Raw genomic sequence first — 18452 nt, forward strand, 5'->3', positions numbered from 1 at the left:
GCCCACCGTGCGCAGACCAGCCACCATGAGCAACCCGCCCACCGTGCGCAGACCAGCCACCATGAGCAACCCGCCCACCGTGCGCAGACCAGCCACCATGAGCAACCCGCCCACCGTGCGCAGACCAGCCACCCCTCGTGCTCAGGCACCGCGGCCACGCACCGCACCGAGGTGACCGGGCCCGCACCCCCCTCGCCGAGATCCCCGCCCCCACGTCACGCCGAGCCGTGCGGCCCCGTCACACGGCTTCCGTCACCGCCCGCGGCGCCTCCCCCGCGGCGGCTCGCTCGTCCGCGCCCACTCCCCCGTCACCCGCGTCTACTCCCCCGTCACCCGCGCGTACAGCACCGCCCCGTCCACCTCTCCGACCTGCTCGTACTCGGCCGTCAGCAGCCGCCGCAGGCTGGGTACCCGGGCGGGGGCGTACGGCTTGCCCCGGGAGTCGTCGACGACCAGGGCGGGCGCCCGCGCGGCCAACTCCGCCCGGAAGACGGGCCAGGCGCCCCGGACGGCGTACTTCTCGCCCACCTGGGGCCCGTTGCGCCCGCCGCTGTAGTTGGTGAGCAGGCCCGCGGTGAGAAAGCGGCTGGCGGGCCTGCGCGCGGCGAGCCAGTACGTCTCCGGATGTATGCCCCACACCAGGACCCGGTCGCCGGGCGCCGTGCGGTCGCCGACCGCGGCGGCGAGCCGCTGGGCGTGCCCGAGGTCGTCGCGGGGCGCCAGCAGCCCCCAGGCCAGGAACAGGACGCAGCAGCAGGCCGTGGCGCGGACCGCCGCCGCGAGCCGCTCCCGCGGCAGGATCTGCAGCGCGGCCGTCGCCAACAGGGCGATCGCCGGGGTCAGTTGCAGGTAGTAGTGGCCGAAGAAGTGGAAGCCGACGGCGACCGCGGCGGCCGAGGACCCCAGCCACAGCCACAGGTCCCTGGCACCCGTGCGCGCCACCCGCAGCGCCCGGACCACCGGTGGGATCAGCCCCGCGCAGGCCACCGCCAGGATCGCCGTGTTGGCCAGAGCCCGGACCAGGACGTGCAGTTCGGAGCCGGTGAAGGAGGCATACGCGCCGGAGCCGGTCACGGTCCAGAAGACGAAGCCCGCCGGGTCCGTGACCAGGGCCACGCACAGCACCGGCGCCGCCACCCCCGCCGCCAGCCGCAGTACCCCGCCCGGCGGCGCCCCGCATCGGTGCAGCAGCCACGCCACCGGCACCAGCACCGCCCCGCCGGTCTGCTTGGCGAGGAAGGCGCAGGCGACCGCCGCCCCGGCCACACCCCAGCGGCGCCGGTCCGCGCACCACATCGCGGCGGCGGTGCAGGGCAGTATGAACACCTCGAAGGTGGCGGCCTGCGCGTCCTCGGGATTGAGCCCGACGGACACCAGCAGATACAGCACCCCGGCCGTGCGGCCCGCGGTGTCGCCCCAGCGGCGCCGGGCCAGGGAGGCCAGCAGCAGCGCGGTGCACAGCTGCGCGAGGACCGCCAGCACCCGGACCGGGGTGAGCGAACCCGATCCGAACACCGCGAACGCGCCCTCGTACAGCCAGGGCACGAGCGGCGGTTTGCGGTCCACGACCGTCTCGTACAGCCGCCCGCCGCGTGCCAGCATCCGTGCCTGTACGGCGAGATAGCCCTCGTCCGGGTTCCACAGCGGCCGGGCGAAGGACGGCGCCCGGGTGACGCAGGCGAGCGCCGCCAGCAGCGGCAGCAGCCGCGCCCAGTACGCCGTCCGTACGGCTGCGGACCGTGGTGGGGCGAGGGCCGGGGCGAGCATGATGAGCACGCTATCCGGCCCCACAGTCTCCGCCGAAGCGGGACATACGGGACAGGGCTGGCAAGCCGGCCGATCCCCGTGTGTTCCCGGTCACCCCCGTGGGCCCTGGGACGGAGGCGCGGCCGGGGTGTCCTCGCCGCGCGCCAGGCGGCTGTGGGTGCGGCCGTACAGGAAGTAGACGCCGAAGCCGAGCACCATCCAGACGGCGAACCGCAGCCAGGTCTCGGCGGGCAGGTTCAGCATCAGCCACAGGGTGGCGGCGACGGACAGCACGGGGACGACCGGCACCCACGGGGTGCGGAAGGCGCGATGCAGGTCCGGTCGGGTGTGGCGGAGGATGACCACGCCGACCGCGACGACGACGAACGCGAACAGTGTGCCGATGTTCACCAGCTCGGCGAGTTGGCTGAGGCTGGTGAAGCCCGCGACGATCGCGATGACCACGCCGAGCAGGATGGTCGGCCGGTGCGGGGTGCGAAAGCGCGGATGCACATGGGAGAAGAAGCGCGGCAGCAGTCCGTCGCGGCTCATCGCGAAGAACACCCGGGTCTGGCCGAGCAGCAGGATCATGCAGACCGTCGTCAGGCCGACGGCGGCGCCGAAGCTGATCACGCCGGCGAACCACGGATGCCCGGTGGCCTTGAAGGCGTCGGCGAGCGGGGCGTCGACGGAGAGCCGGCTGTAGTGCTGCATGCCGGTGACGACGACGGACACCGCGACGTACAGCACGGTGCACACGAACAGGGAGCCGAGGATGCCGCGCGGCATGTCCCGCTGCGGGTTCTTGGTCTCCTCGGCGGCGGTGGCCACGACGTCGAAGCCGATGAACGCGAAGAAGACGACGGAGGCGGCGGTGAAGATGCCCATCACCCCGAAGTTGGAGGGCGCCCAGCCCACCAGCAGCTGGACGAGGGGTGCCTTGAGATCGCCGCCCGCAGCGACCGGTTCCGGCTTCGGGACGAAGGGCTTGTAGTTGCCGGCGGTGACGAAGAAGGCACCGGCGACGATCACGACGAGGACGACGGCCACCTTGATGGCGACGACGACTTGGGTGACCCGGGCGGAGAGCTTCATGCCGAGCACGAGGATGCCGGTGAGCACCAGGATGAGCGCGGCGGCGAGGATGTCGAAGCCGAACCCGTGCGCCCCGTCCCGGCCGCCGAGGTACTCCGGCAGATGCCAGCCCGCGTTGTCCAGCAGTGACCGGATGTACCCGGACCAGCCGACGGCGACCACCGCCGTGCCGAGCGCGAACTCCAGGACCAGGTCCCAGCCGATGATCCAGGCGGGCAGCTCGCCCAGGGAGGCGTACGAGAAGGTGTAGGCGGAGCCCGCCACCGGGAGCGTGGAGGCGAACTCGGCGTAGCAGAGCGCGGCGAGGGCGCAGACGATGCCGGCGACGACGAAGGCCAGGGCGACCGCGGGTCCGGCGTTCTCCTTGGCGACCTTGCCGGTCAGTACGAAGATGCCGGTGCCGATGATGACACCGACGCCGAAGACCGTCAGATCCAGCGCGGACAGGGATTTCTTGAGCGCGTGCTCTGGCTCCTCGGTGTCGAGGAGGGACTGCTCGACCTTCTTCGTCCGGAAAACGGTGCTGCTCACGGGATACCTCCCACGCTCGGCGTCCTCGGCATGATCGAGAGGCGGCGTGGAACGTATGCCCCGGAGTGGGCACATTCACGCAAATGGGCCGGTTCCGCCACTCTCCACCCTGGCGGAACCGGCCCCTCCGGACGCTCAGTCGCGGGCCGGCTCCATCGGGTCGACCTCGGCCGCGGGCGGTTCGAGGCGGCCGCCCAGCCGGGCGACGAGCCCGGTGACCTGACGGGCGACGTCGGGCGCGGTCAGCCCGATCTCGGCGAGGACCTCGGCGCGCGAGGCGTGGTCGAGGAAACGGGGCGGGATACCGAAGTCCCGCAGCGGCATGTCGACGCCCGCGTCCCGCAGCGCCTGGGCGACGGCCGAGCCGACGCCGCCGACACGGGAGTTGTCCTCGACGGTGACGACCACCCGGTGCCGCTCGGCGAGCGGTGCCATGGCCTCGTCGACGGGCTTGACCCAGCGCGGGTCGACGACGGTGGTGGAGATGCCCTGCCGGTCGAGCAGGCCGGCGATCTCCAGGCACATCGGCGCGAGCGCGCCCACGGAGACCAGCAGCACGTCCGGGGTGTCGGTGCCGGGCTCGCGCAGCACGTCCATGCCGCCGACGCGGCCCACGGCGGGTACGGCGGGGCCGACGGCGCCCTTCGAGAAGCGCACGACGGTCGGCGCGTCCTCGACCGCGACGGCCTCCCGCAGTTGGGCGCGCACCTGTTCGGCGTCGCGCGGGGCGGCGAGCCTGAGCCCGGGCACGACCTGGAGGATCGACATGTCCCACATGCCGTTGTGGGAGGCGCCGTCGCTGCCGGTGACCCCGGCCCGGTCCAGGACGAAGGTCACCCCGCACTTGTGCAGGGCCACGTCCATCAGCACCTGGTCGAAGGCGCGGTTGAGGAAGGTGGCGTACACGGCGAAGACGGGGTGCACCCCGGCGTGCGCCAGGCCCGCCGCCGACACGGCGGCGTGCTGCTCGGCGATGCCCACGTCGTAGACCCGGTCCGGGAACGCCTTGGCGAACTTCTCCAGACCGACGGGCTGGAGCATGGCGGCGGTGATGGCGACGACGTCCTGGCGCTCCCGGCCCAACTCGACCATCTCGTCGCCGAAGACCGAGGTCCAGTCGGCGCCGGAACTGGCGATCGGCAGGCCGGTGTCGGGGTGGATCTTGCCGACGGCGTGGAAGCGGTCGGCCTCGTCCTGGAGGGCGGGCTGGTAGCCGCGCCCCTTCTCGGTGAGGCAGTGCACGATCACCGGGCCGCCGAACCGTTTCGCGCGGGACAGCGCGGACTCCAGCGCCTCGATGTCATGGCCGTCGATCGGGCCGACGTACTTCAGGCCCAGGTCCTCGAACAGGCCCTGCGGCGCGATGAAGTCCTTGAGGCCCTTCTTGGCGCCGTGGAGCGTGTCGTACAGCGGCTTGCCGACGACCGGAGTGCGCTCCAGGAGGTCCTTGGTACGGGCCAGAAAACGCTCGTAGCCGTCCGTCGTACGCAGCGTGGCGAGGTGGTCGGCGAGGCCGCCGATGGTCGGTGCGTACGACCGCTCGTTGTCGTTGACGACGATGACCAGCGGGCGGTCCTTGGCGGCGGCGATGTTGTTGAGGGCCTCCCAGGCCATGCCGCCGGTGAGCGCCCCGTCACCGATGACGGCGGCGACATGGTGGTCGCGCCGCAGCAGCTGGTTGGCCTTGGCGATGCCGTCGGCCCAGCCGAGGACCGTCGAGGCGTGCGAGTTCTCGATGACGTCGTGCTCGGACTCGGCCTGCGAGGGGTAGCCGGACAGGCCGCCCTTCATCTTCAACCGGGAGAAGTCCCGCCGCCCGGTGAGCAGTTTGTGCACATATGACTGGTGACCGGTGTCCCACAGGACCTTGTCCTTCGGGGACTCGAAGACCCGGTGCAGGGCGATGGTCAGCTCGACCACGCCGAGGTTGGGCCCGAGGTGGCCGCCGGTCTTGGCGACCGCGTCCACGAGGAAGGTCCGGATCTCCTGCGCCAGCTCGTCCAGCTCCTCCAGGCTGAGCCGGTCCAGATCGCGCGGTCCCCTGATGCGGGTCAGCAGCGGCACCCGTGCCTCCTTGCAGTAGAGCTGATCGAGCGTTCCCGGGCCCATAGAGTCTAATGTTCACGCCCCACACGACACGACAGAGCCCACAACCTCGCCCCAAAGGGGCACAAGACTGTACCGACCCGCGACAGCAGCAGCGCCCCAAAGGGGCACGGAACTGTACCGACACACGGCAGCCACAGCGCCCCGAAAGGGGCGCGGGGAACTGCGCGACCAGCCACGACGCACCCGCAGACAAAACCACGGCCCCGGCGGAGCCACGACGCACCCGCAGCCAAAACACCACGGAACACGAGCCCGGCGGAGCCACAACGCCGCCGCAGACGAACGACGACGTTGCACGGCCAAACCCAGCGGAGCGCTACGCGCGGCCCGCCGTCTTCTGCGTCTTGCGGGTGATGGAGTCGATGACCACGGTGGTCAGCAGCACCGCTGCGGTGATCATGTACTTCACCGGCTCGGCGATGGACTCCAGCTGGAGACCGTACTGGATCGACACGATGACCAGGACGCCGAGCAGGGCGTTCCAGGTCCGGCCCCGGCCGCCGAAGAGGCTGGTGCCGCCGATGACGGCCGCGGCGATCGCGTTCATCAGCAGATCGCCGGTGCCGGCGCTCTGGTTGGCCGAGGCGATCTTCGAGGCCAGGAACAGCCCGCCGACCGCCGCGAATCCGCCCGAGACGGCGAAGACGGAGATCCGCACCGCGGTGACGTTGATGCCGGCCCGCCGGGACGCCTCCACGCTGCCGCCGAGCGCGAAGATCTTGCGACCGTAGGAGGTACGGCGCAGCAGGAAGTCCGTGCCGATCAGAAAGGCGAGGAAGATCACCGTGGCCAGCGGCAGCCCCTTGTACTGGTTGTACATATAGGCGGCGGCGAACGAGACCACCGCGAGCAGGACCGTACGCACCAGGGTGTCGCTGAGCGGCCGGGACGGGATGCCCGCGGCCTCGCGGCGGCGGTTGCCCAGGAACGAGGTGATGAAGAACACGGCGACCACGACGAGGGCCAGCCCGTAGGCGGCGGCCACATCGGAGAAGAAGTACGTGGTGAGCTTGCCGATCAGGCCGTCGCCGTCGAGGTTGATCGTGCCGTTCTCGCCCAGCACCTTGAGCATGAAGCCGAGCCAGAACAGCAGGCCGGCCAGGGTCACGGCGAACGCGGGGGCGCCGAGCACCGCGAAGAAGAAGCCGTGCGCCGCGCCGATGACGACGCCCGCGGCGATGGCGGCGAGCACCGCCAGCCACTCGGGCCAGCCCTGGTTGACCGCGAGGACGGCCGCGAGGGCGCTGGCCGCGCCGCTGACCGAGCCGACCGACAGGTCGATCTCGCCGAGCAGCAGCACGAAGACGATGCCGACGGAGATCATGCCCGTGCCGACCATCGTGACGGTGATGTCGCTCAGGTTCTGCGCGGACAGGAAGTTGGAGTTCAGGCTCTGGAAGACGACGCAGATGACGATCAGGCCGACGACGACCGGGAGGGAGCCCAGCTCACCGGCCTTCATCTTGCGCCGGAACTCGCCGAGGTAGCCCGCGAGGCCCTGCTCGCGCACCAGGAGGCGCGGGTCGACGGCGGTCACCGCGGCGGCGGCCGCCTCGGGGTTCTCGACGGCGGTCTCGTCCTGCGGGGCCGCGGAGGTCTTGTCGAGGCTCACTGGGAAACCTCCCCGTTCGAGCGGGCCGCACGGCGGGTCACGGCGTTGTCGGTGGCACCGGTGATGGCGGAGATGATCTCTTCCTGCGAGGTCGTCTTGACCTCGAAGACCCCGTTGTTGCGGCCCAGCCGCAGCACGGCGACCCGGTCCGCCACGGCCTTGACGTCCGCCATGTTGTGGCTGATGAGGATGACGGCCAGACCGCGCTCACGCAGCCGCTCCACCAGGTCGAGGACCTGGGCGGTCTGCTCGACGCCGAGGGCGGCGGTGGGCTCGTCGAGGATGACCAGCTGGGGCTCGCCGAGCATGGAACGGGCGATCGCCACGGTCTGGCGCTGACCGCCGGAGAGCGAGGCGATCGGGATGCGAACACTGGGGATACGGATCGAGAGCGTGGTGAGCAGTTCGCGGGAGCGGCGCTCCATCTCGACCTCGTCGAGGACACCGCGCCGCTTCAGCTCACGGCCCAGGAAGAGATTGCCGACGACATCGATGTTGTCGCACAGCGCCAGATCCTGGTACACCGTCGCGATGCCCAGGCTCTGGGCGTCGTGCGGCCGGCTGATCTGGACGGACCTGCCTCCCCATTCGATGACGCCCTCATCGATGGGGTGCACGCCGGCGATCGTCTTGACCAGCGTGGATTTTCCGGCGCCGTTGTCACCCACCAGGGCGACCACCTCACCGGCGTGGACCTCAAGCTCTACGTCGGTGAGCGCCTGTACGGCACCGAACCGCTTGGAGACCCCGCGCAACGCCAGCACGGGCGTAGCGGACACATGAACCACCTCCTTCGCCGCCTGACCCGGCGGAAAGGTTGTGCGGAATTTTGGGGGGATTTCCATCCGGCGCCCCGCACCGGGCTTGTGGGCTGACTGATGCGAGGGACGCCGGTGGAACCTGGAGCAGTCGTACCCCGCACGGGCGTTCGGGCGAAGCGCCGTGCCGGGGAAGGGGAACCTGGACCGCTTACTTGAGGCCGATCTTGTCGCAGGCCGCCTTGTACTTGGCCGAGCAGATGTCGGCGACGGTGTAGAAGCCGTCCTTGATGACCGTGTCGTTGATGTTGTCCTTGGTCAGCGAGACGACCGGGACCAGGACGGACGGGACGTCCTTCGCGCTGCCGCTGGAGACCTTGTCCTTGGCGATGGAGTCGAGGCTCTCGCCCTTGGCGACCGCGACGGCCATCTCGGCGGCGATCTGCGCCTCCTGCGGGTAGGACTTGAAGACGCTCATGTACTGCTCACCGGCGACGATCCGCTGCACCGCGGCGAGTTCGGCGTCCTGGCCGGTGACCGGCACGGAGATGCCGGCGGCCTTGAGGGCGGTGATGGCACCGCCGGCCATGCCGTCGTTGGCGGAGTAGACGCCCGCGATGTTCTTCGCGCCGATCGCCGAGATCGCCGTCTCCATCTCGGAGTTGGCGTTGTCCGGCGACCACTCCTTGGTGTCGTACTCCTTGGCGACGGTGACCTTGCCGTCGAGGACGGAGTGGGCGCCCTTCTTGAACTGGGCGGCGTTCGGGTCGGTGACCGAGCCGTTGAGCATGACGACCTTGGAGGACGTGGTGGCCTTGCCGCCCAGGGCCTTCAGCAGGGCCTCGCCCTGGGCCTTGCCCACCTGCTCGTTGTCGAACGAGGTGTAAGCGCTGATCGGGCCCTCGGCCAGGCGGTCGTAGGCGACGACCTTGATACCCGCGTCCACGGCCTTCTGGACCGAGTTCTGGATGGCCTTGGCGTCCACGGCGTCCAGGATGAGCACGTCCACCTTGTTGGTGACCATCGTGTCGACCTGCTGGGCCTGGAGGTTGGCGTCCCCGCGGGCGTTGTTGTAGTCGACCGTGGCCTTGTTGTTCGTCAGCTCCTTGATCTTCTTCTCGATCTGCGGGCGGTCGAACTTCTCGTAACGCGCGGTCTTGTTCTCGGGCAGCAGCAGACCGACCTTGAGGTCGTCGCCCTTCTTGGCCGCCGACGGGGAAGAATCGTCGCTGCCCGAGTCCTTGGCACTGCCACAGGCGGCGAGCGAAACGGCCATCGCACCGGCGGCCACGGCAACGGCGGCACGACGCATACGCGTGTTCATTTCAGTAACCTCCCTGACGCGGCCGCGTCGTTGCGGCCGAGGTGGCTGGCAGTCAACTCGGCCGCCCAGGCAACGTCAAGAAGTAAATCCTTAACGAGATGGCAACGGTGTCAGCCGTTTTCTAAGTGAAGGTGGGTGTCGCCGCGGACAGCGTCCCGTCCAGAAGGGTTGAATCACCCATCTCGCTCAGCGCCAGGGCGAGTGCCCCGAGCACTTCGGCGCGCCCCCCGAGCGCGCCGGGAAGCACGGAGAGCCGGCGCGCGGCGCTGGGGATGGCGTAGCGCCCGACCGAGTCCCTGATGGGCCCGAGCACCAGTTCCCCGGCCTCGGCGAGGTCCCCGCCGAGGACCACCCGGCTGGGGTTCAGCAGATTGCACAGGTTGGCCACCCCGCTGCCGATGTGGCGGCCGACGTCGGCGACCACCCGGCGGCAGCCCGGGTCGCCGTCCCGGGCCAGCCGTACGACGCCCTCCATGGTCAGGCCGCCGCCGTGGCTGGACTGGAGCAGCGGGAGCACATGGCGCGCGGCCGTGAAGGTCTCCAGGCAGCCGCGGTTGCCGCAGCGGCAGACCGGGCCGGACTCGTCGAGCGTGATGTGCCCGATCTCACCGGCGGTGCCGCCGGGACCCCGGTAGATCCTGCCGTTGATCACCAGACCGGCGCCGACCCCGCTGGCGACCTTGATGTACGCCAGGTCGCGCACGCCCCGGCCGCTGCCCCAGACCAGCTCGCCGAGGGCGCCCAGGTTGGCGTCGTTGTCCACGTGCACCGGTACGCCGAGCCGTCCCCGCAGCTCCTCGGCGGGCCTGATGCCGGACCAGCCCGGCAGGATGGCGGTGGAGCCCAGGGTGCCCGACTCGACGTCGATGGGGCCGGGCACGCCGAGGCCCACGCCCGCGACCTTGGACCGGTCGACGCCGGTCGCGTCGATCAGACGGTTGACCAGTTCCTCCGCCCGGTCGAAAACCTGCCCGGACGAGGCGTCGACGTCCAACGGCTCGGACTCCTCCGCCAGCACCTGGTGCGCGAGGTTCCCGATCGCGACGCGCAGGTGGGTGTGGCCGAAGTCGACGCCTATGACAATGCCGGCGTCTCCGCTCAGCGAGACGCTGCGGGCCCGCCTGCCGCCCGCCGACGTCGGCGTGACCTCGACGGTTCCGCCGTCCTTGAGTTCCCGCACGATATTGGAGACCGTCGCCGCGGACAGGCCGGTCGTCCGCGCGATCTCCGCCTGCGTGAGCGACCCGGCGAGCCGCACCGCCCGCACGACTCGTTCCAGGTTGGCTCGGTGCAGCGACGACTGCGACCCCGGAGTCTCCATCGACTCATCCACTCCCGCCATCAGCCGGGCGGCCCCGCGCCGCCCGTGGCCCAGATCACATCCATGGAACCGGGCCACTTACAAGTTATGAACTCCAAGCTCTTCTGAAGGGCTCGCCGCAGTCAAGTCCTTGACGTAAATCGGTGTCACTTGGTAGGCGGCACCCCGGAACCCTCCGGACGCACCCGCGCCACCCCGGAGCAGGGCGGCGTCACCCTCGAACCGCTCACCCCACTGGTACCGCCGCGCCCCGCGACCCCGCACCCCAACACCCCCGCCCGCCCTCCTCCCCCTTCAGTCGAAGAAACCGGGACGGCCCATTCCACCGCACCCCCCTTCGGGCCCTGGGGGAACCGATCTGCCCATCACACCGGCTGCCGTGCGGACAGGGGGCGCTACTTCAACGCCCCCGCCGTCAGCCCCTGCACCACCTGACGCTGGAAGACGATGTACGCCGCCAGTACCGGCAGCATCGCCATGACCAGGCCCGCGAACAGGCCGGACCAGTCGCCCTTGTAGCCCTGGCTCACGGCGAGTTGGACCAGGCCCTGGGTCAGGACGCGCTTGTCCGGGTCGGTGTTGAGCACCGTCGGGAGCATGTACTGGTTCCACTGGCCCAGGAAGTTGAAGATGCCCACGCTGATCAGCCCGGGCTTGGCCATGGGCAGCATGATCTGGAAGAACGTCCGGGAGTGGGACGCGCCGTCCACGAAGGCCGCCTCCGCCACCGACGTCGGCAACGTACGGAAGAACGCTGTCAGGAAGAACACCGTGAACGGCAGCGAGTACGCGATGTAGACCAGGATCAGCCCGTGGATCGTGTTCAGCAGCGCCATGTTGTTCACGACATAGAACAGCGGAACCAGCGCCAGCATGATCGGGAAGCTCATGCCGCCTATGAACAGGTAGTAGATGAACCGGTTGCCGGGGAAGTCGAAGCGGGCGAGCACGTATGCCGCCATCGAGCCGAGGACCAGCGTACCGATCAGCGAACCGCCCACCACCAGAACGGTGTTGAGGAAGTAGTCGCTCATGTTGGCCTGCGTCCAGGCCCGCGACCAGTTGTCGAAGTGCAGTCTGTCCGGCAGCGACCACGGCGAGCTGAAGATCGAACGGTCGTCCTTGAAGGACGTCATCACCGCCCACAGCAGCGGCATGACCACCATGACCGCCCAGAGGATCAGGACGCCGTGCGAGAAGGCGTTGAGGACATGGCCCTCCTTCTTCCGCTCGGGCCGCCCGGCGGACGCCACGTCCGCCTTGGTGACCGGCGCACCGGACTCGGCCGGCAGCGGGGCGGGGGTCTCGGTCGTCTTCATGGGATCAGAACTCCAGCCGCTCGCGACGGCCCAGCCGCATCACGATCGCCGCGAAGGCGAGCGTGACGACGAGCAGGGCGACGCCGATGGTGGTGGCGTAGGCGGCCTGACCGTCCCGGAACGCCTTCTGGTACACGTACAGGACCAGCACGGTGGTCGAGTAGTCGGGGCCGCCCGGCCCGGTCGTCATGATGCCCACGACGGCGAACGACTCGGCGCCCAGCGCGAGAATGCCCATATAGACCCAGCCCGACTGCACGGTGTCCCACAGCAGCGGCAGGGTGATGCGGAAGAACGTGGCGAAGCGGCTCGCCCCGTCCAGCAGGGCCACCTCGTAGAGGTCCGCGGGGATGGACGCCATGCCCGCCGAGAACAGGACCACGAAGAAGCCGACCGTCGACCAGACGAGCACCGCCATCACGCACCACAGCGCGAGGTTCGGGTCGCCCAGCCACAGCGGTTGGACGCTGTCGAGGCCGATGGCGCGCAGAATCGAGTTGATGGCGCCGCTGTCCGGGTTGTACGCGAAGGCGAACAGCAGCGCGACGATCGCGATCGACAGCACCTGCGGGAAAAAGTAGACGATCTTGTAGATGGAGGAGCCGCGGACGCCGGAGATGACCGGCCCGCCCCTGCGGCGCCGGCCGCCCACATTGATCATGAAGGAGAAGAACAGCGCCAGGCTGATCGTCACCAGCGGGAGCAGGACCGCGAACAGCAGACTGTGCCGCAACGACTTCCAGAAGATCTCGTCGTCTAGCAGCCGCTCGTAGTTGTCGAAGCCCACCATCTTGAAGTCGGGGCTGAGCCCGGTCCAGTCCGTGAAGGAGTAGTAGATGGACTGGATGAAGGGCCATACGACAAAGAGCGCGTAGAGGCCCAGGGGCGCCACCAGGAACCCCACGATGAACCGGTACTTACCGTGCTGCATTACTGCCGACCCCGATCTGTGCGCGGGCGCCGCCAGGGCCTGCCCGGCGGATGCCGCCGGGCAGGCCCTGGTGACGGATCGTCACTGGTGCTTGTAGTGCTTGATCGACGTGTCCTTGGCGGCCTCGTCGGCGAATCCCTGGATCTTCGTGATGGCCTCGGCCGGGGTCATGCGGCCCGCCATCATCTCGCCGAGTCCGGCCACACCGATCTGCTCCTTCTGGAGCTTCACGTACCAGTCCTGGATACGCGGGTTCACCACGTTGTCCCCGGCCTTCTCCAGCGCCGCCTGGCCGGACTTCAGGCCAGGGGTGAGGGTGATACCGGTGGTGCCGCCGTTGTACGCGCTCAGCGACTTCACCTTGGCGGTGAAGTTCTTCGAGGATGCCTCGCTGAGCATGATGCGCAGCTGCTCCATGCCGCCGGCCGGGTTCTGCGCCTTGGCCGGGACGATGTAGGGCTCGGCGCCGGAGGCCCAGACGGTGCCGAACGGCATCTTGTCGGAGGCGTCGAGGCCGGTGGGCCCCGAGACGGCCAGGTCGAAGTCGCTCGGAAGGACGTTCGCCGACTCGTTCTCCACCCAGGAGCCGTTCGGGATGAACAGGGCCTTGCCCTGGGCCCAGGCGGTCTGCGACTGGATGTGGTCCAGGCCCGGGGTGCCCTTGAGGATGTAGCCCTTCTTGTACAGCTCGTAGTACGCCTCGAAGCATGCCTTGACCGCCGGGTGCTTCCAGGCGCCCGGTTCGAGGTTGTCGATGGCGTCGGTCACTTCCCGGCCGCCGACCTTGGCGATCATCGGGTAGAGCGCGAAGGGGACGTAGTACGGGTACTTGCCCGCGTACGTCCAGCCCGCGATGCCCTTCTTCTTGGCCTTCGCGCAGAGCGCGAGCATCTGGTCCCAGGTCTCGGGGTACTGCTCGTCGAGCGCGTTCAGGGCCTTCTGCGAGTACCAGACGCCGTACACCGTGTAGGCGTAGTAGAAGACCCAGACCGGGTCGCCGTCGAACTGGCCCATCTCCACGATGCCGGGACGCAGCGTGTCGCGGACCTTCTTGTTCGGGTCGTCGTACGAGGGGGCGTCGAGCAGCGGGGTGAGGTCGGCGAGCTGGTTCTTGCCGACCAGGACGCCCATGTCCATCTGCTCGGCGCCGGAGTTGTCGATGAGGTCCGGCGGGTTGCCCTGGTTGAAGCGGGGCTGGAGCGTCGACTGGATCTTCTGGGTGGCGGTGAACTTCACCTTGACCTTCGGGAAGTTCTGCTCGTAGATCTTCACCGCGTCCTGGCCGTACTCCTTGCCGAAGCCGCCGTCGAACAGGACGAATTCCATCTGTGCGGTGTCATTGACGGCGAGCGGGTTCTTCGCCGACTTCTTGCCCGCCTTCGCCTTGTCCTGGCTGTCGCCACCGCTGCTCGCGCACGCGGACAGGAAGCCCGCCGTGGGCAGGGTGAGCAGACCGAGTGCGGCGGACCGCTTGATGAGGTCGCGGCGGCCGACGCCACCGCCCCCGTGGTTCGCTGCGGAAGTGGATCCCATGCTCAAGTCCTCGCTTTCTCCAGGACTCAGGCGGTGAACCGGATCCTCCCCGGCACCGCGGTCGGGTAGCGCTGGGTTGTGCAGGAAACGCCGACAGGTATAGTCCACTTCCCGTCGGCTGAGCAAGATCGAGCGCAAGGTTGCCCAAGGGTCTTTTCCGAGTTGAGACCTCGCGGATATATGAGCCGCCCGTGACTGCACTGCCGAAAGAATCTGCGCCATAAACCCCCGAACGCCGCAGGCAACACCCTTGACATCATCTGCCACTTGACTTCCTACTGGTTTCTGCGCGACGCATGTGACAACGTTGTCCGATCGCAGGGAGGGTTTCCGCAGATGCGGCGGAGAGCTCGGTACAGAGGGAGACCGGCGGTCGTGGTGACGACCGCCTTCGTCATGGCGATGGGCGCACAGGGGGCGGCGGTCGCCCTGCCCGCCCAAGCACCGCCCGTCGACCGGGAGTTCGCGTCCTCGTTCGAGCCTGACGATCCGGCGCCGGACTGGCTGAACACGGTGGACACCGGGCCGGACGGGGCGAAGCTCGCCTCGGGGGTCGACGGCGGCTACCGCACCGGCATTCCGGGCAACGTCACCGAGCATGTCACCGAGGTGCGCGCGAGTGCCGAGAACACCGCCGGAGGGGAGGTGAAGGAGAATCTCGTCGACGGCGAGCCGAGCACCAAGTGGCTCGCCTTCCAGCCGGCCGGCTGGGTCGAGTTCGACCTGGACAAGCCGATCAAGCTGGTGACGTACGCCCTCACGTCGGCCAACGACCACACCGAACGCGACCCGAAGGACTGGACCCTTCAGGGCTCCACGGACGGCAAGGACTGGAAGACCCTCGACACCCGCTCCGGCGAGACCTTCGCGGAGCGCTTCCGGACCAGGTCGTACGACCTCGCCGAACCGGCCGAATACCAGCATTTCCGGGTCGATGTGACGAAGAACAACGGCGCGTCGGGGATCCTGCAACTCGCGGACGTCCAGTTCTCCACGGGCGGCAGCGACAACCCGGTCCCGCCGGACATGCTCTCGCTGGTCGACCGCGGGCCGAGCGGCTCACCGACCGCCAAGGCGGGCGCCGGCTTCACCGGTAGACGGGCGCTCAGATACGCCGGAAGGCACACCGCGGACGGGCGCGCCTACTCGTACAACAAGGTCTTCGACGTGAACGTGAAGGTCGGCCGCGACACCCGGCTGTCGTACCGGATCTTCCCGTCCATGGCCGACGGCGACCGCGACTACGACGCCACCCGTGTATCCGTCGACCTGGCCTTCACCGACGGCACCCGGCTCAGCGGCCTTGGCGCGATCGACCAGCACGGTTTCACGCTGTCCCCGCAGGGGCAGGGCGCGGCGAAGGTGCTGTACGTCAACCAGTGGAACAACGTGGAGTCGCGGATCGGTTCGGTCGCGGCGGGCAAGACCGTCGACCGGATCCTGCTGGCCTACGACTCCCCCACCGGACCGGCGAAGTTCCGCGGCTGGCTCGACGACGTGGCACTGCGCAAGGCGCCCCCGGAGAAGCCCAGGGCGCATCCGTCCGACTATGCGCTGACCACCCGCGGCACCAACTCCAGCGGCAGCTTCTCGCGCGGCAACGACTTCCCGGCGACCGCGGTGCCGGGCGGCTTCAACTTCTGGACCCCGGTGACCAACGCGTCCTCGCTGAACTGGCTCTACGAGTACGCGCGGGCGAACAACGACGCCAACCTGCCGACGATCCAGGCGTTCAGCGCGAGCCATGAGCCGAGCCCCTGGATGGGTGACCGGCAGACCTTCCAGCTGATGCCGTCCACCGCGCCCGGCGCCCCGGACACCGGCCGCACGGCACGGGCGCTGGCGTTCCGGCACGAGAACGAGACGGCGCGGCCGTACTACTACGGCGTCCGCTTCGAGAACGGCCTCAAGGCGGAGATGGCGCCGACCGACCACGCGGCGGCGCTGCGCTTCACCTACCCGGGCGACGACACGAGCGTGATCTTCGACAACGTCACCGATCAGGCGGGCCTCACCCTCGACAAGGAGAACGGGATCGTCACCGGCTACTCCGACGTGAAGTCGGGTCTGTCGGCGGGCGCCACCCGGCTGTTCGTGTACGGCGTCTTCGACAAGCCGGTCACCGCGGGCGGCTCCAGCGGGGTCAAGGGCTATCTGCGGTTCGACGCGGGCGCCGACCGCACCGTCACGCTGCGCCTGGCGACCTCGCTGATCGGCGTCGACCAGGCGAAGGACAACCTGCGTCAGGAGATCCCCGACGGCATGTCCTTCGACAAGGTCACCTCGCGGGCCCAGCGCGCCTGGGACAAGGTGCTCGGCCGCATCGAGGTGGAGGGCGCCACAGCCGACCAGCTGACCACCCTGTACTCCAGCCTGTACCGGCTCTACCTGTACCCGAACTCCGGTTTCGAGAAGGTCGGTTCGAGGTACCGGTACGCATCCCCCTTCTCCCCGATGCCGGGCCAGGACACCCCGACCCACACGGGCGCGAAGCTGGTCGACGGCAAGGTGTACATCAACAACGGCTTCTGGGACACCTATCGGACGACCTGGCCCGCGTACTCCTTCCTGACGCCCCATCAGGCGGGTGCGATGGTCGACGGGTTCGTTCAGCAGTACAAGGACGGCGGCTGGACCTCCCGCTGGTCCTCCCCCGGCTACGCGGACCTGATGACCGGCACCTCCTCGGACGTCGCGTTCGCGGACGCCTACGTCAAGGGCGTGACCTTCGACGCCGGGGCGGCGTACGAGGCGGCCGTGAAGAACGCGACCGTCGTACCGCCGTCCTCCGGCGTGGGCCGCAAGGGCATGACCACCTCGCCGTTCCTCGGCTACACCAGCACCGCCACCGGCGAGGGCCTGTCCTGGGCGATGGAGGGCTATCTCAACGACTACGGCATCGCCAGGATGGGCGAGGCCCTCTACAAGAAGACGGGCGAGCGGCGCTACAAGGAGGAGTCGCAGTACTTCCTCAACCGCGCCCAGGACTATGTGCGCCTCTTCGACTCACGGGCGGGCTTCTTCCAGGGCCGTGACGCCAAGGGCGACTGGCGGGTCGACTCGGCGACGTACGACCCGCGCGTATGGGGCTACGACTACACGGAGACCAACGGCTGGGGCTACGCGTTCACCGCGCCGCAGGACAGCCGGGGCCTGGCCAACCTCTACGGCGGCCGGTCCGGTCTCGCCGACAAGCTCGACCAGTACTTCTCCACGCCCGAGACGGCCTCGCCCGAGGTCGTCGGCTCGTACGGCGGGATCATCCACGAGATGATCGAGGCCCGGGACGTCCGCATGGGCATGCACGGGCAGTCCAACCAGCCCTCGCACCACGCGCTGTACATGTACGACGCGGCGGGACAGCCGTGGAAGACGCAGGCGTTGGTGCGCGAGGCGCTCTCCCGGCTGTATGTGGGCAGTGAGATAGGGCAGGGTTACCCGGGCGACGAGGACAACGGCGAGATGTCCGGCTGGTACCTGTTCTCCGCGCTCGGCTTCTACCCGCTGGTCATGGGCAGCGGCGAGTACGCCATCGGCTCCCCGCTGTTCAAGAAGGTCACGGTGCACCTGGAGAACGGCCGGGACCTGGTGGTCGACGCGCCGAGGAACAGCGCGAAGAACGTGTACGTGCAGGGGCTGAAGGTCAACGGCCGTGCCTGGACGTCGACTTCGCTCCCGCACTCGGTGCTGGCCAAGGGCGGGGTGCTCACCTTCGCCATGGGCGCCGAGCCGTCCACGTGGGGCACGGGCAAGAACGCGGGCCCGGTCTCCGTCACCCGGGACGACAAGGTGCCGACGCCGCGCGCGGACGTACTGAAGGGGGACGGCGCGCTGTTCGACGACACGTCGGCGACGGACGCGGCGGTCGCCTCCGTGGACCTGCCGGTCGGCGCCGCCACCAAGGCGGTCCAGTACACGCTGACCTCGTCCACGGACCATACGAAGGCACCGGCCGGCTGGACCCTGCAAGGCTCCACCGACGGCACCACATGGCAGACCCTGGACCAGCGGTCCGGTGAGTCGTTCACCTGGAACCGGCAGACCCGGGCGTTCACGATCCCCTCACCGGGCACGTACCCGAAGTACCGGCTGGTCCTGGAGGGCAGGTCGACGCTGGCAGAACTGGAACTGCTGTCCTGACCCCCACCACTCCCACCGAGGGGCGGGCCCGGA

The 18452-nt window shown here is 69.2% G+C and carries 11 protein-coding genes; 1 reads left to right on the forward strand and 10 read right to left on the reverse strand.

All coding sequences use genetic code 11. The features are described from left to right. Positions 1–318: 318 nt before the first annotated feature. The 10 genes from ACWEKM_RS09345 to ngcE all read right to left on the reverse strand — a co-directional run bounded on the left by ACWEKM_RS09345 (position 319) and on the right by ngcE (position 14279). A complete protein-coding gene (locus tag ACWEKM_RS09345; protein WP_451620548.1) occupies positions 319–1767 on the reverse strand; it encodes an ArnT family glycosyltransferase in 1449 nt (482 codons plus the stop codon). A 90-nt stretch (positions 1768–1857) separates the two neighbouring features. Next, a complete protein-coding gene (locus ACWEKM_RS09350) occupies positions 1858–3372 on the reverse strand; it encodes an amino acid permease (RefSeq protein WP_451620549.1) in 1515 nt (504 codons plus the stop codon). A 135-nt stretch (positions 3373–3507) separates the two neighbouring features. After that, complete coding sequence (gene dxs, locus ACWEKM_RS09355; RefSeq protein ID WP_451620616.1) at positions 3508–5436, reverse strand: 1-deoxy-D-xylulose-5-phosphate synthase; 1929 nt, start codon at positions 5434–5436, stop codon at positions 3508–3510. 361 nt (positions 5437–5797) lie between these two features. Continuing rightward, positions 5798–7093 (reverse strand): sugar ABC transporter permease, encoded by a 1296-nt coding sequence (locus ACWEKM_RS09360; RefSeq protein ID WP_451620550.1) that lies wholly within the window; start codon positions 7091–7093, stop codon positions 5798–5800. Continuing rightward, positions 7090–7881: an ATP-binding cassette domain-containing protein gene (locus ACWEKM_RS09365; RefSeq protein WP_451620551.1), complete on the reverse strand. Its 792-nt coding sequence runs from the start codon at positions 7879–7881 to the stop codon at positions 7090–7092. The genes ACWEKM_RS09360 and ACWEKM_RS09365 overlap by 4 nt, the downstream gene beginning before the upstream one ends. A 181-nt stretch (positions 7882–8062) precedes the next feature. Continuing rightward, a complete protein-coding gene (locus ACWEKM_RS09370) occupies positions 8063–9175 on the reverse strand; it encodes a substrate-binding domain-containing protein (RefSeq protein WP_451620552.1) in 1113 nt (370 codons plus the stop codon). A 121-nt stretch (positions 9176–9296) separates the two neighbouring features. Next, the gene (locus ACWEKM_RS09375; RefSeq protein WP_451620553.1) at positions 9297–10496 is read right to left on the reverse strand and encodes an ROK family transcriptional regulator; all 1200 of its coding nucleotides are present in this window, start codon (positions 10494–10496) and stop codon (positions 9297–9299) included. 395 nt (positions 10497–10891) lie between these two features. Then, on the reverse strand, positions 10892–11815 hold the full coding sequence (locus tag ACWEKM_RS09380; protein ID WP_451620554.1) for a carbohydrate ABC transporter permease: 924 nt from the start codon (positions 11813–11815) through the stop codon (positions 10892–10894). 4 nt (positions 11816–11819) lie between these two features. Next, positions 11820–12746, reverse strand: a complete 927-nt coding sequence (locus ACWEKM_RS09385; protein WP_451620555.1) for a carbohydrate ABC transporter permease — start codon at positions 12744–12746, stop codon at positions 11820–11822. Between the two features lie 81 nt (positions 12747–12827). After that, positions 12828–14279, reverse strand: a complete 1452-nt coding sequence (gene ngcE, locus ACWEKM_RS09390; protein ID WP_451620556.1) for an N-acetylglucosamine/diacetylchitobiose ABC transporter substrate-binding protein — start codon at positions 14277–14279, stop codon at positions 12828–12830. Between the two features lie 336 nt (positions 14280–14615). Here ngcE and ACWEKM_RS09395 point away from each other — a divergent pair, with 336 nt between their 5' ends. Continuing rightward, a complete protein-coding gene (locus tag ACWEKM_RS09395; protein WP_451620557.1) occupies positions 14616–18419 on the forward strand; it encodes a GH92 family glycosyl hydrolase in 3804 nt (1267 codons plus the stop codon). Positions 18420–18452: the final 33 nt, after the last annotated feature.

Source organism: Streptomyces sp. NPDC004752 (assembly GCF_053601275.1).

What these genes read in the sequence shown, in the direction of transcription:
- ACWEKM_RS09345 (WP_451620548.1), bottom strand. Translation starts at nt 1,767, where the DNA reads ATGCTCGCCCCGGCCCTCGCCCCACCACGGTCCGCAGCCGTACGGACG.
- ACWEKM_RS09370 (WP_451620552.1), bottom strand. Translation starts at nt 9,175, where the DNA reads ATGAACACGCGTATGCGTCGTGCCGCCGTTGCCGTGGCCGCCGGTGCG.
- ACWEKM_RS09375 (WP_451620553.1), bottom strand. Translation starts at nt 10,496, where the DNA reads ATGGAGACTCCGGGGTCGCAGTCGTCGCTGCACCGAGCCAACCTGGAA.
- ACWEKM_RS09380 (WP_451620554.1), bottom strand. Translation starts at nt 11,815, where the DNA reads ATGAAGACGACCGAGACCCCCGCCCCGCTGCCGGCCGAGTCCGGTGCG.
- ACWEKM_RS09385 (WP_451620555.1), bottom strand. Translation starts at nt 12,746, where the DNA reads ATGCAGCACGGTAAGTACCGGTTCATCGTGGGGTTCCTGGTGGCGCCC.
- ngcE (WP_451620556.1), bottom strand. Translation starts at nt 14,279, where the DNA reads ATGGGATCCACTTCCGCAGCGAACCACGGGGGCGGTGGCGTCGGCCGC.
- ACWEKM_RS09395 (WP_451620557.1), top strand. Translation starts at nt 14,616, where the DNA reads ATGCGGCGGAGAGCTCGGTACAGAGGGAGACCGGCGGTCGTGGTGACG.